The sequence below is a fragment of the Nitrospira sp. genome, assembly GCA_029194675.1.
Lineage (GTDB): Bacteria > Nitrospirota > Nitrospiria > Nitrospirales > Nitrospiraceae > Nitrospira_D.
Window position 1 is genome coordinate 658,945 of sequence record JARFXP010000002.1, and the last position, 20,677, is coordinate 679,621.

Below are 20,677 nucleotides of genomic sequence, written 5' to 3' on the forward strand. Positions count from 1 at the left end.
CTTATACATCCCGCCAACGGATGTCAAGACGGTGGTTGTGCCAAAACAATGAGGGACAGGCTGGTTTTCTACCAAGGGCTTTGGCGGGATGGCTTTCAGCCATGACAGAACTGATGCAGGCGACCGTTACGATTGAACGGCGTGGGTACGTGTACGCCTCAGGCGGCTGGGACGTCGGGTACGGTGAGGGGCCGTTTCCATGGTGGATAGTCCTGAGAGCGCGACGGGCTCGCGGTCGGGGAACTCTGCGATCAGTAACAGCTGACCACCCATGGCTTCAATGTAGCTTCGCAGAGTGGACAACAGCAAATCACTGCGTTGTTCGAGACGCGACACACCATCCTGGCCAATGCCGAGAGTTTTGGCCATACGCTGCTGCGTGAGGGTTAAGGCCTGTCGGAGATCCCGGAGAGACATTTCTTCGCCAATCAGCTCGGTGGCGCGCGCTTCGATCTTCTTGCGCCGCGTGGGACTCAAGCCCTTCATGATGTCGTGTACATGGGTTGTCACAGTTGTTTCCTTCCCTGTTTCAATCGTCCGAGATGGGCATCCAACCGCTTATCCGCCTTCCGGATGAGTTCTTCGTAGAAACGTCTTTCGCTTCCGCCTGATTTATCCCCGGCGACAAGCAGAATGGCGTGTCGGCGGGGATCAAAGGCAAAGGCGACACGCCAGACCCCATCAGCGGCGTGGAAGCGCAGTTCTTTCATGTTCGCATGACGCGACCCTTTGAGCGTGTCCGCACGGGGACGGCCGAGCTCAGGGCCGAATTCTTCGATCAGGCGCGCGTGGGCCAAAATTTCGTCCTGGACGTCTTCAGGGAATTCATCGAACTCCGGCTGGAATTCCCGAGCTATCTCGACATCCCATCTCTTCACCTGTGGAGTATGGCACACAATACATATGCTGTCAAACACATGTATCGTCAAGACATCTTTGCAAGCGCGCTTCACCGAAATCCTCGTGGAAGAGGAAGCCCATCTGCAGCAAAGCCCATGTCCAACGCTGTACCGATGCAGGGCAACGACCCTCGTTCACTAGGAATATTTTTCACTGAGCCTGGTAGGAATGGCCTAGCGCGATCCTGTCAGGTGATGACGACTTCCCTCATTCCTTCTTCTATCGGCATTCAGTTCCCGTAATCTCATAAGAAATTGGCTCATTTCCAATCGTCCCTTGGTACTTATCCGACCAATATCTCGTCGGCGAACCTGGCATGAGGGTTGCTGTCCCTCTCTCGAAAGCAAAAGGAGCGGGCAGCATGAATCGAGGTATCTATCCGATCTTGTCCGGAGCACTGGCCCATGAACGGCGGATGCAAGTCTTCGCGAACAATATGGCCAACGTGAATACCGCCGGCTTCAAGCAGGATGAGCAGGCCTTCAAATCCATCTTTCCTCGATACCATGCAGTGATTCCGGTCGGCAGTCCAACTGGAGGATTGGCCCAACAGATCATGGCCAGACCGTTTGGGGTTACGGAACGTGCGTTTGTGGCTCCACACATGGTGAAGACAACGTTCGAAGCGGGTCGGATCAGACTCACAGGCAACCCCTTGGACATTGCGATTCAAGGGCCCGGGTTTTTCGAGGTGAATACTCCACAAGGAATTCGATACAGCCGCAACGGGATGTTGTCGCTCGATCGTGAGCGTCGGTTGGTGAACGGACTCGGCTATCCCGTGATGGGTACCAAGGGCGAGATTAAGGTCCCTGCGGGCAAGTTGGAGATTACGGCGCAAGGCGATATCAAGGTAGACGACAAGACTGTTGCGACGATCAAAGTCATGGAATTCGACAAAGACGAGATGCCGCAAAAATCATCGGATGGCCTATTTTCCTCCGGCAAAGGCAAACTCGCCAAAACTCCACAGCTTCAGGTCGGACATATCGAAGAGTCCAACGTCAATTCCATCGGCGAGATGGTGAAGATGATTCAGGGCATGCGCAACTATGAATCGACGCAAAAGTTGATTCAGACGCTTGATCGGATGGCTGAGGTCGCGATTCAAGACGTAGGGCGGGTGTTATGAGACGGAATGTGTATCGCCGACGGCCACCAGTTGATGGCAAGGCCTGGATATCAGCTGATGTGAAATCTCTTGCGATCAGCTATCTGCGATCAGTTCTGCAGCTCTGGAGGATTCTATGATTCGTGCCATGTGGACAGCGGCGACCGGCATGACGGCGCAGCAGATCAACGTCGACACCATCGCGCACAACCTCGCCAACGTCAACACCAACTCATTTAAACGCAGCCGGGCGGAATTTGCCGACTTGCTCTATCAAATTCAACGCCTTCCCGGCACGAATGCATCCAACGTGGGCGTATTTCCCGTCGGCATCCAAGTCGGGGCCGGGGTGCGTCCAACGACGGTGGCGAAAGAATGGCTGCAAGGCAATATGCGTCAAACGAATAACGAACTGGACTTGGCGATCGACGGCAACGGCTTTTTCCAAGTGTCTCGTCCCGACGGAACGATCATGTACACCAGAAATGGTTCCTTCAAACGCGACAACGTGGGCAACCTTGTGACCGGTGATGGCGATCTACTAAACCCCGTCATCACGATTCCGTCCGGCGCACTGAAGGTGGATATCGGTCAGGACGGCACGGTCTCGGTCTTACTTCCCGGCGTGACGCAAGCGTCACAGGTCGGCCAGATTCAACTCACACGATTCGACAATCCTTCCGGGTTGGTCGCCATGGGAAACAATCTCTTTATCGACAGTTTTGCATCGGGACCTCCAACACAGGGGACAGGCGGCTTCACCACCGGATTCGGCACGATTCAGCAGGGATTCCTGGAGAGCTCGAATGTCAACCTCGCCGAGGAAATGGTCAACATGATCATCGCCCAGCGAAGTTACGAGATTAACTCCAAGACGATTCAGGCATCCGACGAAATGATGGCCATTGCCAACAATCTCAGACGATAAGGAGCGCCTCATGTCCGGATTCTTACCGATCCTGATCATGCTCCTTTTGCCAGGAATCTTCGATGTGACGGCGGTAGTTGCGGGACCGAGTGGCGAATCTCGCGCGACTTCGCCGATGTCTCGAACTGCGATTCATCGCGCGGCCGACAGCGTTGTGGAACGAACGGCTCCCAGCGAGGTCAGTCCCGATCTGATTAGGAAGGCCATTCAGAAGCATCTGGAGAGCGAGTGGGGGCGCAAGGTCAAGACCGTGCATGTAACGGTCCTGGAACCAGCTGACCCTGTGATGATTCCCGGTGGGACGGTGGAATTACATGTTATTCCCGGCCCCACGGAAGAAGGCTTAGGCCGGCGCCTGTTTCATGTAGAGGCGGTGGCGAACGGAAAACCTCTGAGGACGATCCAAGTGATGGCTGATATTGCGGCGATGATCGATGCGGTCGTGGCGACCCGCTTGCTGAAGACCGACGAACTGATCGAGATGGGAGATCTCAAGACTGTCGGAATGAAGGTTCATCAGGTCAACCATCCTTTCATTACGGATCAAGGTGAGGTCATAGGAAAAAGCGCCTCACGACCTCTTCCGCCGGATACTCCGTTGCGCGCCGCATTCGTGAAGCTTCCGTTGGTGATCAAAAAGGGCGATCGAGTCCTCATCGAAGCGCGACGTGGGGGGCTCTCGATTCGGGCCTATGGCGTGACGAAATCGAGCGGACAAATCGGGCAGACCATCATGGTCGCCAATCTGGATTCCGGCAGAGAGCTGAGGGCTAAAGTCATTGCTCCCAATCTCGTTCAGGTGGAGTTCTAGAAAAATCGTGGTGACTCTCGCTCTGTCCCTTAACCTAAGCCTGCCTTGCCGATCCACGGGTCTTGGTGTCATTGCGGTGCTGCTCCTTCAGGGATGTTCGAGTCCGCCGAATGTCGCGAGCAAAGTCGTCGTGGCTCCATTGCCGCCGCCGAAGACGGTGGGTTCGCTCTGGCAAGAAGAGAACGGGCGGGCCTATCTCTATGAGGACCTCCGCGCGATGCGCATCGGCGATATCCTTACCGTAAAGATCGTCGAAAAACACAAAGGATCGAAGTCGGCGGATACGGAGGCCCAACGCGAGTCGACGATTAAGAATAGTCTCGTCGGCAGTGCGATGGGATATATCGGAATACCGGGCATACGATTGAGCGATGAGACTCGACGGGGGATGGGAATCGACGCCAGCGCCAGTAATAAATTCGGTGGAAAAGGCGCGACGAGTCGTGAAGGGACTCTAACCGGGACCATTTCCGCGATCGTGACCGAAGTGCTTCCCAACGGCGATCTCCGTGTCGAGGGGCGTCGTGAAGTGACTGTCAACAGCGAAAAGCAGTTGATGAGCATCGGCGGCATCGTGCGGCGAGTCGATGTTGATACAAAGAATACGGTTCTATCATCCGCCATCGCCGACGCCAGAATCGAATATTCCGGTCTCGGTGTGCTTGACGACGTGCAGCGACCAGGGTGGTTCATTCGCATTCTCGATTGGGTCTATCCGTTCTGAGGAGGGAGTCTGCCATGGCGGCTTCGTTGAGACGCACGACAACGAGGAGGGGGATTCCCAAGCGGCGTCCCTTCAATCCTCACACTCTGCAGATGATGGTGCAGAGTGGAGTCGTACGACGGGCTGACTTTGATCCCCCCTCCTCCGAGAGCAGGACGCAATTCCATATGCTGGAAGATGTTGATCGTGACTCGGTGAAAGAAGTGGTCCCTGAACAGGGATGGCTGGCGCGCTTTCTACTTGCTCGTCGGTCGCAGTTCTCCATTTCTAAACGTCCGTAGCGAGACTGAGTACTCACGCATGTTCACACGACTTGCCCCGACCTTGAGCGTGCTGATACTGACTGGTTGTCTCCTAATTCCCTCCAGCGCCGATGCAGTGAGGATCAAGGATATCGGCGTGATCGAAGGGGTGCGCGAAAACCAGCTGATCGGATACGGTTTGGTGGTCGGTCTGGACAGTACCGGCGACCGAGTGATCGGTGGACAGTTCACGATTCAGGCGATGATGTCCATGTTGAACAAAATGGGCGTGAACCTGGTGATCGATCCCATCCAGTTACTGACCAGAAATATCGCCTCAGTCATGGTCACCGCCAAGCTTCCTCCATTTTCGAAGCCGGGGATGACGCTGGATGCAGTCGTGTCGTCGATGGCGAACGCCAAGAGTCTGCAAGGGGGGACACTCTTGCTCACACCCTTGAAGGCGGCAAACCAACAAGTGTTTGCCGTCGCGCAGGGGCCGGTCTCCATCGGCGGTTTTCTCGGCGGGACGGGCGGCCCGGGAGGGGCTACAGTCGCCAAGAATCATCAGGCGGCCGGTTTAGTTCCGGGGGGAGCCATCATCGAGAAAGAGCTGCTGGTCAACATCGACTCTTGGGAAACGGTTTCCGTACTCCTACGGCAACCTGATTTCACGACTGCCATCAGGACTGCCGAAGCCATCGAGAGTACCTTCGGGAAAGGCAGTGCATCGGCCGTGAATGCCGGATCCATCAAAGCGACGATTCCTCAATCGTTTCAAGGCCGCGTCGTCGAGTATATAGCCTCCATCGAGGGGCTTGATGTGACCGTCGATGCTGTGGCCAAAGTCGTCGTCAATGAGCGGACCGGGACAGTGGTGTTGGGAGAGCATGTGCGGATTTCCACATGCGCGATCTCTCACGGTAATCTCACCATCTCGGTGAAAAACACGTTGAACGTGTCGCAGCCCCTGGCGCCGCTTATCGGCTCCTCGGCGGGACAGACCACCGTCACACCGGATGTGCAGACGGAGGTAAAGGAGCAGGAATCGCGGCTTATGGTGGTGGATGAGACCGTGACATTGGGAGAGGTCGTGCGGGCTCTCAATGCAGTGGGAGTGACGCCGCGCGACCTTGTCGCAATACTCTCAGCCCTCAAGTCATCCGGAGCACTTCAGGCTAATCTTGAAGTAATTTAAGCAAGCTATTTATTTATATGATAAATGTAGCGCAATACAAGAGCCACACCGCACTAGCTACATCATTATATGCGGATCCTGGATTGGCCACACGCTTTGGTCATCCTGGCCTCCACGTGAATCTCTCAAAATCGCAGGACGCTGCCGAGGCACGTCAACAGATGGTCCAGGCCGGAAGGCAGTTCGAAGCCTATTTTATCTCGTATTTACTGAAGGTGATGAGAGAAACGGTTCCTGAAAGCGCCCTCACCAATAAGCAAGGGGCGTATTTTTACTCATTTTATGACGAGGAGATCGGGAAGCGGGCAGCCGAATCTGGGGGAATAGGCATTGCGAGGATGGTCCAGGAGTATGTGCAACAACATCTTGTGTCATCTCCCCTGGAACACTCAAGTTCTTCAGGGTAGAAACCGATAAGAAGCTCGACCGGGATAAATACATATTTCGCTCAGCACAGTCGTTGGGAGAAGCGGGCCGAGGAAGGAGCGGCAACATGCAGATTTCAGGTCATGGGAAGGTAGATCATCTTGCAAAGCTGTTGCTTGGGGTTCAGGACACCGAGAGTTCAGGGGTGCGACCAGCGGCTGCCAGCACCCAGGTGCGTAAAGATGAGGTTCAGATTTCCGCCCAGGCGAAGGAGCTTCAACGGATTCGGGAGCTGGCCAATCAGCCTGATCCTGAGAGGGCTGAACATGTGGAGCGCATCAAGCACGCGCTTAACAGCGGTACGTACGATGTCAGTGGCCGTGCGGTTGGAGATGCCCTCATTACGCAGGCTCTGACCGAGGCCATACTCCGAGGCTCTTCGACCTGAGGAGGTTCGACAGCAACAAACGGGTCTGCGTTTTGGCCCATGGATGGGCAGGTTGCCGATTGTGAATGAGTCAATCTCTCTCGATGAGTTGAGCAATATCCTCACCCGCGAATCCGTTCAGTGTGACTTTCTCGCGCAAAACATCGTTCAAGAGCGAGAAGCCATCAAAGGTTTGGAGCTTCAGAAGCTCGTCTCGATCAATCACTCAAGGATTGCGATCCTTGAGTGCCTTCGCATTCTCAAGGAAGAACTGGATGTGGTCCTGGATCGCCTGGCAGGCGCCTATCACGGACCGGAAACCGGGCGAACGCTGACAGAACTTCTACGCCGAGCTCACAGTCCGCAGGCGGAGGGAATCCTGCAGCAGTATGAGCGGCTTGCGGATAAAGTCCGGGCGGTGAAGCAGGACATCGCGGTCAATCAGTTACTGATTAAGAATGTTCAATCGTTTCTCATTCGGGCAATGGAGGCTCACCGCCAACCACCTCCAGGGGAAGACCTCTATACAATGTCGGGCTCTCGAAGCAATAGCGGAATGCCGGCTGCGTTGATCAGGCGGGAGGGGTGACGATCGATGGGACTGAACGGCTTACTCGATGTCGCGAAGTCAGCTCTTTTCACCGCTCAACAGGCGTTGACCGTTACCGGCCACAACATCAGCAACGTCAACACGCCGGGTTTTTCCAGACAAGAGGTCGTTCTGACAGAAGAACGGCCTGCTGACGGCAATCCTGGGCAAGTCGGTACCGGCGTAAAAATTGAGCAAATACGACGGGCAGTGGACGTATTTTTGAATCGGGAACTGACGAACTCTCAGGAAGGTTTGGGCCAATTCACCGTTACGAGGGATGAGCTACAGAGGTTGGAGAGTCTTTTTGGTGATACTCGCGGGCAGGGGTTGGCAGGACAACTGGATGAGTTTTTTGAGGCTCTGCAGGATGCAACTACCACGCCTTCTCAGGTCACCCCGCGTTCGGTTGTGTTGGCAAAGGCCTCGACGCTGGCAGGTACCTTCCATCAAATCAATGCAGATTTAACCGATAGTCGCCGTGCCGTCGATATGCAAATCGGTGTCAACATTCGTGAGGTCAACGGCCTGACGAGAAAGATCGCCGAGTTTAATACTCAGATTAAGTCCGCTGAGGTCAGCGGTCAGAATGCCAATGATCTTCGAGATCAGCGTGACTTGGCCATCAATGAATTAGCGATGAGGATCGACGTGTCGACTCTCGAACAGCCTGACGGCACGGTTTCGGTGTTCATGGCCCGAGGACTGGTCTTGGTCGATCATGAAACGACGCGAAATCTGGTCGGGGTGGAATCCTCGGACAACCAGGGTCTTTTAGATATCGGGTACGACATCGGAGGAACTCAGCCGAGCATCGTTAACCACTTGATCGCCGGCGGGCGGCTTCGTGGACTCTTGGACGTACGAGACGGCACGATTCCTTCAGTTCGGCAGGGAATCGATGCGTTGGCCGGATCTCTCTTGAATGAGGTCAACCAAATTCACCGCGTGGGGTATGGCCTCGACGGTTCTACCGGGCAGGACTTCTTCTCCGGGTTATCAGTCACGACCAAAGCGCCCACGACGAATGTTGGAACCGGTTCGGTCGGCAACGGAGTAGTGACCGCGCCGAGTCTCTTGACCTTTCATGACTATGATCTCAGGTTCACTGGGGCCAACAGTTATGCGATCGTCGATGCAACAACCGGGACCGGCATCAAGGGCAATTACACAGGAACCGCCATCGTTTCTCCGACAGTCGATGCGCCGTTGAACATCGTCACAGGAGCGAATGATACCTTGGTGATGACGGTAGATGGAACGACGTCGGGAAGCATCACACTGAACGGTGCTGCATCACCAGGACGGCCCTATACCTCCGGCGCAGCGCTGGCGGCTGAACTCGAGAGCAAAATCAACGCTGATTCGACGCTTGCTGCAGCCGGCCGACGGGTGGCAGTGCTGTTCGACAGCACGACGAACCGATTGGTGTTGCAGTCGAATTCCGTCGGGGGCACGAGTTCCGTGGATGTTATCGGTGGAACGGCCCGGGCGAGCCTGGGCCTATCTGCCGGGACCAGCACGGCCGCATCTGGAACCTACAGCGGACCTCAAACATTTCATGTCGACGGAATTGCGGTGGCTGTTAATGGGGCACCCGCCGCCAACGACGTTCTGAGCTTTAACTCGCGCGAGAATGCCGCCCGTGATGTGACCGTTGCGCTATCAGACCCGTCCAAAATCGCGCTCTCCTCGACGCGCGCGGGTGTTCCTGGGAACAATCAGAACGGATTGACGCTGATTGCGCTCCAGTCAAAAACTCTCACTGGCCTCGACAATGCCACGCTCCTCGACGCCTACCGTAAAACCGCGACCGACCTTGGAGTGGCCTCACAGGTGGCGAGTCAGCGTCTTGATGCGGAGGAAATTCGTCATGAGCAATTACAGAACTTCCGGGCGCAAGTATCGGGCGTCTCGCTCGATGAGGAACTGGTCAATCTTCTCAAGTATCAACGGGCATTTGAGGCCGCGTCACGCATGATCGTTGCTGCCGATGAAATGATGTCGACCTTGATCTCACTCAAACGATAGGGAGAGTCACAGGGCTATGCGAGTAACCGAGCAACAGGTTTTCGGGTTTCTGGTCAACAGCTATCAACAAGCTCGATCCAGAGCGTTGCGACTACAGGAACATCTCGCGACCGGCAAGCAGGTATTGCAACCCTCCGATGATCCTGGCCGTTTCCATCAAATCGTCGGAGAAAAAGCGACATTGGTAAAACTTGAACAGCGGCTTCGCAATGTCTCGACCGCCACCACGCGAGTCGAACTGGCTGATGCTTCTCTCCAAGGGACGACCGCGGCGCTCGCTCGTATCAGACAGCTGGCGGTTCAGTATGCGTCCGATACCAACGGTGCGACAGAGCGAGCCACCGGCGCACATGAAATCAAAGAGTTGCTCCAACATCTGCTCCAGCTTGGAAACGCCGAGTTTGACGAAAACCAACCGGTCTTCGGAGGGACGAGCCGGCACGGGTTCGCCGCGGGGTTGACACTGTCGACACCTGTTACGCTGACGAACAGCGTTGCAGATACCTTGACGGTGAAGATTGATGGCGTGACATCGGGTACGATCGATTTGACCGGCGGTACCGAGACGCTCAATGGAACCGAATTGGCAGCCCGGGTGCAAAGCCGAATCAATGCCGATTCTACTTTGATCGCGGCGGGAAAAAGCGCTTCAGTTACGTACACCGACGGAAGACTGGTCCTCACCTCAAATTCTGACGGTCCAACGTCGAACGTGGAAGTATTGGGCGGGTCCGTTCGCGCGCTGCTCGGATTCAACGGAGGGAGTGCCGGTTCCGGCGGATCGACGTTCGCTGCGACAGTGACGACGAATGCGGCCGCGGGAAACAGCGGTGGAGCATTCGTCTCGCAAGGGCAGATCGTCAATACGAGTACGACGTCCTTCGATAACTATGTTGTGCGGTTTAGTGGGTCTGGGACTTTTGACGTCGTCAATGTTTCGGCACCGGTCACGGTCGCTCCAAATTCCGCCAATGCAGGTCGCGTTGGGGCAACTGATGCCGGAATCGTCGACCCTCAGCGAGTGACTCTCGACACGTACGAAATACAGTTTACTTCAGCATCCCAGTATTCCGTCTTGAACACGACCACGGGATCCACGATTTCGACCGGGAACTCCTATGTGTCGGGTGGCGCCATCGAATTCGATGGCCTCCGCGTGGTGCTTTCAAATGGGCAACAGGGAGGGCCCGCCACCGGAGATCGATTCGCTGTCGCGATTGCTCCGAAAACGGTACTCGCCAATCAAACGTACACGTCCGGAGCTCCTATGGAGTTTGACGGAATCCGCTTTCACATAACCAATGGCACATCGGCGCCGGCTGCGGGGGACTTGTTTCATGTTGTGACTCATACTCAGTACGCTGGAGATTCCGGTAGCCATCAGATTGAAGTGGCGGACGGAGAGGTCGTTCCCACCAACGTGCCGGGTAATGAGGTGTTCAGTGGATCCGATGTCAATCTGTTCGATACAGTGCAACAACTCCTCGCCGCACTCCGCGGAAATTACAAAGCTGGAATCACGGAGAGTTTGGGCGGCCTCGACCGAGCCCTCAGCCAGGTGTCTGCAGCGCAGGGTACCATTGGTGCTTTGGCAAACCGATTGGACTCTACGTCTTCAGCATTGGCGGAATCAAAAGACTTAGCCACTAACCAGTTGTCGTCATTCGAAGATATCGACATGGCACGAACCATCTCAGATCTCACTCTGCAAGAGTATGCCATTCAAGCAGCGGGCGAGACGCTCGGTCGACTGTTCGATAACTCCCTCCTGAAATATCTGCGTTGAAGTCGCACCTCAAGTTTGTTCGGGTGATGGCCGATAGTTCTGTGCGATCTCGTTTGGCCAAGGAAGGCTGGAATGTTGGTACTCACCCGTCGCTGCGGCGAAAGCGTCACGATCGGCCCCGATATTCGTGTGGTCGTGCTCGGTGTGAAAAGCGGGCAAGTCCGTCTGGGCATCGAAGCCCCGCCGGCGATCGCGGTTCATCGGGAAGAAGTCTACGTGAGGATTCAAGAGGAGAACCGGTTGGCCGCAAAGACTCTTGTGGTACCCATCGATGCATTGCGTCGCTTGATCCCTGCGAAATCACGGATTGCTTCGTGAGGACACAATCATGAAGTGCGCATCGACTCGCTTTGGATCATTCGAAGTCCGTGACGAAAGCATCTTGACATTTCCTTCGGGACTGCTCGGTTTCCCTGATCAGCAACGGTATGTCATGCTGGATCATGATACCGAGGCTCCTTTCAAGTGGCTTCAATCCATTGAAGAACCGGCGCTGGCATTTGTGATCATGGACCCATCCCTGTTTCATCCAGGCTATCAGATCGACATTCCCACCGATGCCTTGGGTGAAATCGGGGCTAAGGAGAGAGAAGACCTGGCGTTGGTTGTGATCTTGACCATTCCCTCGGATGATCCTGGTCGCATTACCGCTAACTTACGAGGACCGCTGGTCATCAGCCACAAGACCAAACTCGGAAAGCAGTTAGTGCTCTCAGAAAATGTTCCCACCCGGCACCCCTTGTTCCCCGTCTCCGGACCTTCATCATCCGAGATGGCACAAGCCTCTCACCCTATAGAATGTCGAGTCTAGCCAATACGTACCCTGACCGTTCTGACACATCCTTTGGTTCACAGACTCCTTCGTGACACCGAATTCTTACCTGATTTGGCTGCCCTGACTTCGGAATGATTGCTTTCTCCGATGAAAAGCGGTAAGCACTTTCGCTAGGCACGTCGCTGCCGTTAGTGCTGGCCCATTTATACGTACGACAAGGGTGAAATCGGAATGAGTGAACCAACCATCATTTGTCCAAGCTGCAAGACGGAGATCAAGCTGACCGAGTCGCTTGCTGCCCCGCTGCTCGAATCCACACGCCGCGAGTACGAGAAGCGTCTCGCTCAGAAAGATGCCGATGTGGCGAAACGCGATGCCGCATTACGCGAGTGGGAGGAAGCTCTTTCCAAATCCCAGCAGGCACTCGATGAGCAGGTGGCCGAGAAGCTTCGGCAGGAGCGGGCCAAGATCGTGATCGAGGAAGGGAAGAAAGCCAAGCTTGCGTTACAAAACGATCTCGACCAAAAGGCCAAAGAAGTTGCTGATCTGAATGACATTCTGAGGCAACGCGATGCGAAGCTGGCAGAGGCGCAGAAGGCACAGGCCGAGCTCCTCCGAAAACAGCGGGAATTGGATGATGCCAAGCGCGAGTTGGATCTGACCGTCGAACAGCGAGTCCAAGAAGGGCTCGCTGTGACAAGGGAAAAGGCTAAGAAAGAAGCCGAGGAAGGGCTGAAGCTAAAGGTATTGGAGAAAGAACAAACCATTGCCTCGATGCAGAAGCAGATCGAGGAGTTGAAGCGAAAGGCTGAACAGGGTTCGCAGCAGCTTCAAGGCGAGGTTCAGGAATTAGAGTTGGAGGCCCTGCTCCAAGCAAAGTTTCCACGAGACACAATCGAGCCCGTTCCCAAAGGGGAACATGGTGGCGATGCGCTTCAGCGTGTTGTTGGGCCGAGTGGGCAGCTCTGTGGGACAATTATCTGGGAATCGAAACGGACCAAAAACTGGAGTGATGGCTGGCTCGCTAAGTTGCGGGAAGACCAGCGGGCTGCCAAAGCGGAGATTGCCGTCATCGTTAGCCAATCCCTTCCCAAAGACATAGAAACCTTTGGTGTTGTCGAGGGCGTCTGGGTGACTCATCCCAGGACGGTACTCCCACTGGCCGTCACCCTCCGCCACACGCTGATCGAGGTCGCCTCAGCCCGGCAGGCATCCGAGGGGCAGCAAACCAAGACAGAAATGATTTATCAATATCTGACTGGACCACGGTTCCGTCATCGAGTCGAGGCGATCGTCGAAGCTTTCTCCACCATGCAGGAGGACCTCGATAAAGAGAAGAAGGCGATCATTAAACAATGGGCAAAGAGAGAAGAACAGATTGATCGGGTGATGCAAGCAACAGCCGGAATGTATGGGGATCTGCAAGGGATAGCTGGGAAAACCATTCAAGAGATTGAGGGGCTAGAGCTGAAGGTCTTGGAAGCACCAATCTCTCAAACGAAAGAAAATATGGACATGCAATGAAATTGACCTACCTCCATATTCAAAACTTCCGGTCGTGTCGGAATGTTTCCTTACAGGTTGGGAATATGCATGCATTGGTGGGGGCGAATAACGCGGGTAAGTCATCGGTTCTCCGCGCTCTGGATTTCCTCTTCAATCCGAGCACAAAGTTGTTGGACGAGGAATCATTCTGGAACAAGGACACCAGTTTGGAAATCCGTGTGGAAGCCATCTTCTCAGAGCTTACGGACAAGGAAAGGGAAGCATTGGGCGCGTATCTTACGCCAGATGGGGCATTCCACATGGCACGCTCGGCAAGAATGAGAGCGAGCGGTGAATCTGATTCGGATCAAGGGGAAGATAAGATCATCATAACTCAACAATACAAGAAGCCCGAACCAGAACCGGAATGGCTTCAGGAATCCAAAATCAACGGCAATAACATCAAAGAGTGGTTTAAAAAGAAGGATCAGTTGGCTGTGATCGGCGCGAGTTTTGCCGACTTTCTCGGTGATACCAAAGTACCTGGGGTCAACGATTGGAAAGAGAAGGCGAAGGAATTTATATTAGCCCACGCCGACAAGATTCCATGGAAGGACGCTTGGACTGACAACCCTAAAGGCTATGCCAATGTCCTCAAGGGCACGCTACCTTTCTTCGTCCTCGTCCCAGCCGTCCGTGATGTGTCTGAAGAATCCAAGGGAACCAAGAGTAGTCCCTTCGGCAAGCTCCTCTATGCGATTCTAGACACGGTTACACAGAAGCAAAAATCTGAGATTGAAGACATTCTCACAGAAGTATCCAAACAGATGAACCGCAGCGGTGGAGCGAAGAGGGTTGATTTGATCGCTGATACGGAAAAGCAACTCAATAAGCTATTGAACGACTTATTTGCCGGTTGCGACCTGGAGATTCAATTTCAAACACCGACGCTCGAAATCCTCCTGACTGCTCCAAGGCTATATGTGGATGACGGCTTTAGAAATGCCGTCGAGAACAAAGGGCACGGTCTGCAAAGGGCTGTCATCTTCACAATCCTTCGACGCTATGCGGAACACATGACCTCTTCAGTCGAAGGGAAAAAGCGGAATCTCATCCTTGCTGTGGAGGAACCGGAACTCTACATGCACCCACAAGCACAGCGAACTATACGGCGTGTGTTTCGGAGAATTGCCGAAGGGGGGGACCAGGTTTTCTTCTCGACCCATTCCTCCCTCCTTGTAGACGTGGCCTATTTCGATGAAATCATCCGGATGGAGGGGGTCTTTGCAATCATAGATGGTAAGAAAACAATGGCCAGCAACGCATGGCAACTTCCCATGCCGAAGATGATTCAAGATCTTGAGGCTAGGTTTCCCAAGCTCAACGGCAGCGTCACACCGGAGTCTATGCGAGACCTTTATTCTCACGTGTACAATCCCCGCCGCAACGAAGGCTTTTTCGCATCCAAGATTATCCTTGTCGAAGGCTCAACCGAGGAATACAGTCTCCCAATTTATGCCGACGCTCTTTCAGATTGCGCTTTCGACCCGCAAGGGATCAGCGTCGTAGAGTGCGGTGGAAAGGGGGCGATGGATCGCCTTTTAAGGATATTCAACGAACTCCACATTCCTTGTTTCATGCTTTTTGATTATGACAAAGACAACTCTGATAAAGACATCATCAAGAAATCAATGGAGCTTCTTGCTCTGGCAGGCGAAAGGCAGGATGCGCCCTCATCGCTCTTAGTTACAGACTGCGTAGCTTGCTTCCCCAGCAAGTGGGAAACGGATTTGAAATCAGAAATAACGGACATTGATGGCCTTGTGGGTGAGGCAAGGGAGAAGCTCGGGCTGAGCAATGATACAGGGAAGCCATTGATTGCTCGCTATATCGCGCGTAAGCTCGTTTCTAATAGCCCTCCAGCAGTCCCTTCAAGTCTGAAGAAGATCATCGAAAAGGCAGTTAAAGTCACATGGAGAAAGAGCTGTTTGCAAGTCCCAGCCTTACCCGTGGCTGCTCCTGCTAATGTGGTAGGGAGTGAATAGGCACAGTGGCTAAACAAAAGACTACGCTCGAACTCACCCGGATCGAGAAGGAAAACCGGCCGAAGCTGGAGCCGCGCAATTCTGCCGGAGGACCCGGAGAAATCTTCCCACATCCCGCACAGAGTCACTGACCGTGACATATTTCGACAACCGACTCATCGTGTGGGAGAACGAGTTCGGCCCTAGGGGCCAAGCGACATCATTTTTCTCACCATGGAGTGAGTTCAGAACCGAATGGAGGAAGAGGAATGAGTAAAGCATTGCTCAAAATCGAACGCGAAGCGGTTCGTTTGTCGGCAAAGGACCGGGAAGTTCTGGCTGAACGTTTGATGCGAAGTGTGACACGAGAGCCGTTGACCCAGGTGGAGGAGGCTTGGGTAGCAGAGGCCGAGCGCCGGTTTTCAGCTTGGCGACGTGGGACACGAAAGGGGGTGCCGGTTGAACGGGCGTTCAAACAGATTCGCAAGGATCTGGGTTGGTGAAACTCCTCGTTGACCCTGAAGCGCTGGTGGAAGTGCGAAACGCCGCCGCGTTCTACGAGGACAGTCAGCCCGGCTTAGGGAAGGCATTCCTAGCCGACGTCGAGGCGGCAACAGAGGAGATTGTCCGGCATCCGCTTATGTGGCGCAGGATCAAGGGACGGTTCCGCAGGTATCTGATCCCACGGTTTCCCTACGGCCTGATTTATGCCGTAGAAGGCAAGACGGTATATGTCGCGGCGGTCATGCATCTCAAGCGCAAGCCCGGGTACTGGACCGCGAGAACCAGAAGGTCCCCTTCGTGAGCGATCGCAACGCCAAGCAGAAACTCGAACTCATCTGGATTGGAATGAGTTCCGGCCGAAGCTGGAACCGCCCAACCCACACCTCAGCAATGCTGGCAGGGATGAAAGTACGGGCTCATTCCCCACGACGTATTATGGAATCAGGACACTGGCTGGATTGGTTAGTCAGTTCGCAATAAATCGATGATGGTCTTAATACATAGCCTGGGTGAATCAGGCGGCTGCTTGGGTGATGGGCTGATAGCCCTGCCGATAGGATTCAAGCACACGGACGAGCCGAGCGACCTCGAGTTCAAGCTGCGCGTAGACGGGCGGGGCGTCGTGGAGCGCGTTGAGGTGGCCGACGGCTTCGAGACGACCTGCGGTGAGTGCGACCTCGGAGGCGCAAAGATTGCCGGCAGTGCCTTTGAAAGTGTGTGCCATGCGCTCCACGGCGATCGAGTCGGCCTCGGCCAGCGCCGTTCTGATGTCAGCCAGCATAGTCTGGTGACGATCGAGAAACAGGCGGACGAGTTGAGCGAACAATTCACTGTCACTCCCGATGTTCTGGTACATTTTTGCAGGATCAAAAATTCCTCTGGTTGGGTCGGCCGTAGTGGGAATTGGCTGCTGTTTCCCGGTAACCACCACATTGGGTGGTGCGAGTACCCAACGTGCCAGGGCGCTCCTTAGTTCCTCCAGTTTAATCGGTTTGGCGAGATAATCGTCCATCCCGATTGCCAAGCAGCGCTCGCGATCGCCCTGCATGGCATTGGCGGTGACTGCAATAATCGGCATGTGCCGAGTCGATTGTGGAGCGCTGTCTGAACGGTTCGCGCTTCCATCGGTCGAGTCACGCGAGGCCACCGACGTTTCACGTTCCCGAATGCACCGGGTTGTCTCAAATCCATCCATGACGGGCATCTGACAATCCATCAGGATGGCGGCATAGTCCCCCTTGGTGAGCGCAGCCAGCGCCTCTTTGCCGTTTTCGACGACGTCCGGTTTGTAGCCAAGTTTTTCGACCATCCGCACGGCGAGCTTCTGGTTGACGATGTTGTCTTCCACGACCAAAATGCGCCGATGTTGCACATGCTCCGCGACCATATGCCTGGTGACGAGTTGAGGCACGACGGGGCATGTCTGGGCGTCTTTCGGCGCTTCGCCCTCGGGCAAGCCGAGCACGGTTCGTAGGCAATCGCGTAATTCATCGTGGCGGACTGGTTTTGGCAGGTAGCCCATCGCGCCGGCTTGACGGGCTTGTTCCGCATGGCCACGTTGCAGCATCGAGGTCATCACGACGAGGCGAATCCCTGATCCCACCGGGTGGCTTTGCAGCTCTCGTGCAAGCTGCAACCCGTCCTTTCCCGGCATGATGACATCCAAGATCGCGAGATCGTACGGTCTTCCCCGCTGCTTTGCCTCCGCGATGCGGTGTAAAGCTGACTCGGCATCCTCCGCGAGCTCGTCAATCATCCCCCAGCCTGAAACCAGATGGTGGAGGATCAAACGATTCGATTCGTTGTCATCGACGATCAAAACACGCTTTCCGGTAAGATCCCCGGTCGGAAGAATCGCGCGGGGAGAATTTGCCTGCTTCTGGAGGCGCGCGGTACACCAAAAGGTGCTGCCCTGTCCCTCGGTGCTGCGTACTCCGATCCGTCCACCCATTAACTCCACCAGTTGCTTGGAAATGGAAAGACCAAGACCAGTCCCTCCGTATTTTCTCGTCGTGGAGCTGTCGGCCTGCACAAACGGACGGAACAGTTTGGCTTGAGTATTCGGATTGATTCCAATACCGCTGTCCGTGACTTCGAAACGGATGACGGCGGTATCGGGTAGGTCTTCTTCGAGATAGGCTTGCAGGATCACCTCACCCTTGTCGGTAAACTTCACTGCATTGCCGACCAGATTGGTGAGGATCTGACGGAGGCGGCCGGGGTCGCCTTTGAGTCCCGTTGGAACCGACGCATGGACAAGTCCGGTCAGTTCCAGCCCTTTCGTCTCCGCCCGTTCGGCGAATTGTGCCAACACTTGTTCCACTGTGGTTCTGAGGTTGAAGTCGAGGCACTCCAGTTCCAGCTTGCCTGCCTCGATCTTGCTGCATTCGAGCACGTCGTTGATGAGCTGCAGCAGCGCTTCGCCGCATTGCCGAATGGTCTCCGCGTAGGACTGTTGTTCCGACGTCAAGGGCGTCTCCATCAACAGGCTCGTCATACCGATGACCCCATTCATGGGTGTACGTAGTTCATGGCTGACGGTTGCCAGAAATGCTGTCTTGACGCGTGCCGATTCCTTCGCCTTGTCCAAAGCTTGATCCAGGCGGAGATTGCTCTCGCGAAGTTGGTCGGCGGAGAGTTGGAGCGCCCGCTGCGTCTTATGGACACTCGTCATGTCGGTGGCATAACCTCGCACGAGCCCATGAGTGAGAACCGGGCAGAAGGTCCATGAAAAACTGGCTTCTTGGAGCACAACTGTCTCATCATGAAGCACATGGCCTGTTGCTAGACAGCGCCGCACGATGTCCGGAAGGCTACGCGGGGCGACATTTGGAAATCCTTCGAGGTTGTATCCGAAGCGAGTAAGCAGAGCGATCATCGCAGGATTGGCATACAGCAGACTCATCTGCCGGTCCAGTTCGATCATCGGTAAGGGACTTTCCTCCGCGATCGCTACCAGCCGATCGCGATCTTGCTTCAATTCCAGTTCATGGGACAAGTCTCGAACACCGACAATCAGCACAGTTTTTCCATTGAACATACCAGGCGCGCAAGTCCATTCCACTGGAACGGGGCGGGTTGCCTTCCGCAAGATAAGATGTTGCGTCACGGCAGTCGGACGGCGGCTTTTCAACACTCCGTTCAGTTGCGCTGCCATGGTGGTTGCGTCGGATTGGGTGAGCATCGACCACAGGGATGGAAAGGAACGGATAGTGGAGGAAGACAATCGTGGTCCAAGCAACCGATGGCCCTCACGATTAACGGCCAATACGGTGAGATCACTGTCGAGGATGACGGCTGCCAGCGGAAACCCTTCGAAAAGCTCAAGACCTGTGGAAGCCGTATGAAGCGACGCTGCAAGTCGGAGTCGGTCGCGTTTGCGTTTCCGTCCAGATGGCTTCATCATGCGGCCCGTGAGAGGGTTTGATCCAGGTGTATCCCTATGTTGACACGTTCTTGGGCCGGGTCTAAGACACGCAGCACGGTTCGGACTGCGTGGTCATGGGATGGTACAGCCAGGTCCATCTCGATGGGCGTGGCATAAGAGCCTCCATGTGAGTCGGTCGTGATTTTTATCAGAGGTTTGAGTCGTTGTTGAGGGTTGACTCCGATGACGACCGCCTGTTCGCCGGTATTGAGCTGGATGAGGCTCCCGACCGGGTAGACGCCGATGCTCCGAATCATGAGCTCCACGAGAGATTTTGCGAACTGTCCTCGTTCCGCGGTTAAGAAGAGTTGCCGAACGGCGTCGTGCGGAATCATAGCCGGACGCGTCCCGCGCCGACTGACCATGCTGTCATAAACATCGACGATGCCGACGATCTGGGCGAGGCGTGAAATCTGGTCGTTGCTTAGACCGGTTGGAAACCCGCTTCCATCGGCCCGCTCATGATGCTCCCTGACGATGCGTAAGACATCCTCCTGCATGCCGGGATGCTCGGAGAGGAGTGCGACACCAAGCTTGCAATGCTGTTCGAGAAGGGTCTTATCTTGACCGCTGCACTCATCCCGCTTACGAACGAGATTGCGCGGGAGCCGGACATATCCTGCGTCATGGAGCAACGCGCCCATGCCGACCTGTTCTTGCGTCGATTGATCCAACCCACTCTCAATGGCCACTACAAGTGACAAGATGCAGGTGTCTAGCGCATGAGCCGTCAGGGAGCGGTCGAAGTGCTTAATCTTCTGAATGGCGACCTGTGTGGCCATGGCGGCGCGGTCGCTGAGAACTTGCCTCAACACGTTCGACACGATGGCTTTGGTCGCTTCGGGAGACGGAGGAATCCCCCGCTCAAGCTCCTCGAAGATGTGCTCAACCGCTTCTTGAGCCTGTGCGTAGATCACGGTAACGGAATGATCTTCGGATTTCGCTTCCTGCCTACCTTCGGTTTTTTGGTTTGGAGGAGCGGGGACATCAGGGCTGATAGAGTGGTGGCTTGCAGTATGCTGTGTATTCGTCGAGGATTCCGACGGGAGGTCGGACCCTTTGCTGGTATCGATGGTCACCATCTTGATCCCGTGCTGCTTCATGAGCTGGATGGTCTGCAGGTCCTTGATCAGCCGTTTATGGGAGAGGAATGGGGTTCGGTACCACGGGACATCCATTTCGATGATGAACATGCCGGGAATGAGCTGCTCGATCGGGATGCGTTTGGTCGCCATAAGTCTTTGGACTCCAGGTCAGAAGGGTCTCCAGTCGGACGTGCCGACAGAAGGAAGGCTCCTGGGGCGTTATCGGCGGAGCATGCGCCGAACTTGATCATTATCCGTGAATCG

The 20,677-nt window shown here is 55.0% G+C and carries 20 protein-coding genes and 1 pseudogene; 17 read left to right on the forward strand and 4 right to left on the reverse strand.

Features of this window, described 5'->3' with window-relative positions; genetic code table 11:
- Positions 1 to 126 precede the first annotated feature (126 nt).
- Together P0120_12070 and P0120_12075 are read right to left on the reverse strand one after the other, a co-directional pair.
- Positions 127 to 510 carry an XRE family transcriptional regulator gene (locus tag P0120_12070; protein ID MDF0675054.1) on the reverse strand — a complete coding sequence of 128 codons (384 nt, stop codon included), beginning with the start codon at positions 508 to 510 and terminating at the stop codon, positions 127 to 129.
- A complete protein-coding gene (locus P0120_12075) occupies positions 507 to 953 on the reverse strand; it encodes a type II toxin-antitoxin system RelE/ParE family toxin (protein MDF0675055.1) in 447 nt (148 codons plus the stop codon). Before P0120_12075 ends, P0120_12070 begins: the two co-directional genes overlap by 4 nt.
- A 308-nt stretch (positions 954 to 1,261) precedes the next feature.
- On the opposite strand from P0120_12075, the gene P0120_12080 reads away from it, so the two are divergent.
- The 17 genes and pseudogenes from P0120_12080 (at position 1,262) to P0120_12160 (ending at position 16,202) form a co-directional block, all read left to right on the forward strand.
- Positions 1,262 to 2,032, forward strand: a complete 771-nt coding sequence (locus P0120_12080) for a flagellar hook-basal body protein (GenBank protein MDF0675056.1) — start codon at positions 1,262 to 1,264, stop codon at positions 2,030 to 2,032.
- Between the two features lie 115 nt (positions 2,033 to 2,147).
- Positions 2,148 to 2,939: a flagellar basal-body rod protein FlgG gene (flgG, locus tag P0120_12085; protein MDF0675057.1), complete on the forward strand. Its 792-nt coding sequence runs from the start codon at positions 2,148 to 2,150 to the stop codon at positions 2,937 to 2,939.
- A 10-nt stretch (positions 2,940 to 2,949) separates the two neighbouring features.
- Positions 2,950 to 3,750, forward strand: coding sequence for a flagellar basal body P-ring formation chaperone FlgA (gene flgA, locus P0120_12090; protein MDF0675058.1), 801 nt, complete (start codon positions 2,950 to 2,952; stop codon positions 3,748 to 3,750).
- A gap of 7 nt (positions 3,751 to 3,757) precedes the next feature.
- Complete coding sequence (locus P0120_12095) at positions 3,758 to 4,474, forward strand: flagellar basal body L-ring protein FlgH (GenBank protein ID MDF0675059.1); 717 nt, start codon at positions 3,758 to 3,760, stop codon at positions 4,472 to 4,474.
- Between the two features lie 14 nt (positions 4,475 to 4,488).
- The gene (locus P0120_12100; protein MDF0675060.1) at positions 4,489 to 4,755 is read left to right on the forward strand and encodes a hypothetical protein; all 267 of its coding nucleotides are present in this window, start codon (positions 4,489 to 4,491) and stop codon (positions 4,753 to 4,755) included.
- Between the two features lie 19 nt (positions 4,756 to 4,774).
- Positions 4,775 to 5,914: a flagellar basal body P-ring protein FlgI gene (locus P0120_12105; protein ID MDF0675061.1), complete on the forward strand. Its 1,140-nt coding sequence runs from the start codon at positions 4,775 to 4,777 to the stop codon at positions 5,912 to 5,914.
- Positions 5,915 to 5,997: 83 nt separating this feature from the next.
- Entirely contained in the window at positions 5,998 to 6,321 is a 324-nt protein-coding gene (locus tag P0120_12110) for a rod-binding protein (protein MDF0675062.1), read from the forward strand.
- 86 nt (positions 6,322 to 6,407) lie between these two features.
- On the forward strand, positions 6,408 to 6,728 hold the full coding sequence (flgM, locus tag P0120_12115; GenBank protein MDF0675063.1) for a flagellar biosynthesis anti-sigma factor FlgM: 321 nt from the start codon (positions 6,408 to 6,410) through the stop codon (positions 6,726 to 6,728).
- Between the two features lie 61 nt (positions 6,729 to 6,789).
- Entirely contained in the window at positions 6,790 to 7,296 is a 507-nt protein-coding gene (flgN, locus tag P0120_12120) for a flagellar export chaperone FlgN (GenBank protein MDF0675064.1), read from the forward strand.
- Between the two features lie 6 nt (positions 7,297 to 7,302).
- On the forward strand, positions 7,303 to 9,327 hold the full coding sequence (gene flgK, locus P0120_12125) for a flagellar hook-associated protein FlgK (GenBank protein MDF0675065.1): 2,025 nt from the start codon (positions 7,303 to 7,305) through the stop codon (positions 9,325 to 9,327).
- A 16-nt stretch (positions 9,328 to 9,343) separates the two neighbouring features.
- A complete protein-coding gene (locus P0120_12130; GenBank protein MDF0675066.1) occupies positions 9,344 to 11,113 on the forward strand; it encodes a flagellin in 1,770 nt (589 codons plus the stop codon).
- Between the two features lie 72 nt (positions 11,114 to 11,185).
- Positions 11,186 to 11,347, forward strand: a pseudogene (gene csrA, locus P0120_12135) (carbon storage regulator CsrA).
- A 94-nt stretch (positions 11,348 to 11,441) separates the two neighbouring features.
- Positions 11,442 to 11,924, forward strand: coding sequence for a flagellar assembly protein FliW (locus tag P0120_12140; protein ID MDF0675067.1), 483 nt, complete (start codon positions 11,442 to 11,444; stop codon positions 11,922 to 11,924).
- Between the two features lie 195 nt (positions 11,925 to 12,119).
- Positions 12,120 to 13,412: a DUF2130 domain-containing protein gene (locus P0120_12145; GenBank protein MDF0675068.1), complete on the forward strand. Its 1,293-nt coding sequence runs from the start codon at positions 12,120 to 12,122 to the stop codon at positions 13,410 to 13,412.
- Positions 13,409 to 15,418, forward strand: a complete 2,010-nt coding sequence (locus tag P0120_12150; GenBank protein MDF0675069.1) for an ATP-dependent endonuclease — start codon at positions 13,409 to 13,411, stop codon at positions 15,416 to 15,418. The genes P0120_12145 and P0120_12150 overlap by 4 nt, the downstream gene beginning before the upstream one ends.
- Positions 15,419 to 15,666: 248 nt before the next feature.
- Positions 15,667 to 15,900: an addiction module protein gene (locus tag P0120_12155; GenBank protein ID MDF0675070.1), complete on the forward strand. Its 234-nt coding sequence runs from the start codon at positions 15,667 to 15,669 to the stop codon at positions 15,898 to 15,900.
- Positions 15,897 to 16,202 carry a type II toxin-antitoxin system RelE/ParE family toxin gene (locus tag P0120_12160; protein MDF0675071.1) on the forward strand — a complete coding sequence of 102 codons (306 nt, stop codon included), beginning with the start codon at positions 15,897 to 15,899 and terminating at the stop codon, positions 16,200 to 16,202. Before P0120_12155 ends, P0120_12160 begins: the two co-directional genes overlap by 4 nt.
- Positions 16,203 to 16,415: 213 nt before the next feature.
- Here the strand turns inward: P0120_12160 and P0120_12165 are convergent, their stop codons facing one another.
- Together P0120_12165 and P0120_12170 are read right to left on the reverse strand one after the other, a co-directional pair.
- Entirely contained in the window at positions 16,416 to 19,307 is a 2,892-nt protein-coding gene (locus P0120_12165) for a response regulator (protein ID MDF0675072.1), read from the reverse strand.
- Positions 19,304 to 20,563, reverse strand: coding sequence for a DUF3391 domain-containing protein (locus tag P0120_12170; GenBank protein MDF0675073.1), 1,260 nt, complete (start codon positions 20,561 to 20,563; stop codon positions 19,304 to 19,306). The genes P0120_12165 and P0120_12170 overlap by 4 nt, the downstream gene beginning before the upstream one ends.
- Positions 20,564 to 20,677 lie beyond the last annotated feature (114 nt).

Excerpts from the sequence above, each read along its gene's own strand:
- P0120_12080 (MDF0675056.1), top strand. The coding sequence starts at position 1,262 with ATGAATCGAGGTATCTATCCGATCTTGTCCGGAGCACTGGCCCATGAA.
- flgG (MDF0675057.1), top strand. The coding sequence starts at position 2,148 with ATGATTCGTGCCATGTGGACAGCGGCGACCGGCATGACGGCGCAGCAG.
- flgA (MDF0675058.1), top strand. The coding sequence starts at position 2,950 with ATGTCCGGATTCTTACCGATCCTGATCATGCTCCTTTTGCCAGGAATC.
- P0120_12100 (MDF0675060.1), top strand. The coding sequence starts at position 4,489 with ATGGCGGCTTCGTTGAGACGCACGACAACGAGGAGGGGGATTCCCAAG.
- P0120_12105 (MDF0675061.1), top strand. The coding sequence starts at position 4,775 with ATGTTCACACGACTTGCCCCGACCTTGAGCGTGCTGATACTGACTGGT.
- flgM (MDF0675063.1), top strand. The coding sequence starts at position 6,408 with ATGCAGATTTCAGGTCATGGGAAGGTAGATCATCTTGCAAAGCTGTTG.
- flgK (MDF0675065.1), top strand. The coding sequence starts at position 7,303 with ATGGGACTGAACGGCTTACTCGATGTCGCGAAGTCAGCTCTTTTCACC.
- P0120_12130 (MDF0675066.1), top strand. The coding sequence starts at position 9,344 with ATGCGAGTAACCGAGCAACAGGTTTTCGGGTTTCTGGTCAACAGCTAT.
- P0120_12140 (MDF0675067.1), top strand. The coding sequence starts at position 11,442 with ATGAAGTGCGCATCGACTCGCTTTGGATCATTCGAAGTCCGTGACGAA.
- P0120_12145 (MDF0675068.1), top strand. The coding sequence starts at position 12,120 with ATGAGTGAACCAACCATCATTTGTCCAAGCTGCAAGACGGAGATCAAG.
- P0120_12150 (MDF0675069.1), top strand. The coding sequence starts at position 13,409 with ATGAAATTGACCTACCTCCATATTCAAAACTTCCGGTCGTGTCGGAAT.
- P0120_12155 (MDF0675070.1), top strand. The coding sequence starts at position 15,667 with ATGAGTAAAGCATTGCTCAAAATCGAACGCGAAGCGGTTCGTTTGTCG.
- P0120_12165 (MDF0675072.1), bottom strand. The coding sequence starts at position 19,307 with ATGATGAAGCCATCTGGACGGAAACGCAAACGCGACCGACTCCGACTT.
- P0120_12170 (MDF0675073.1), bottom strand. The coding sequence starts at position 20,563 with ATGGCGACCAAACGCATCCCGATCGAGCAGCTCATTCCCGGCATGTTC.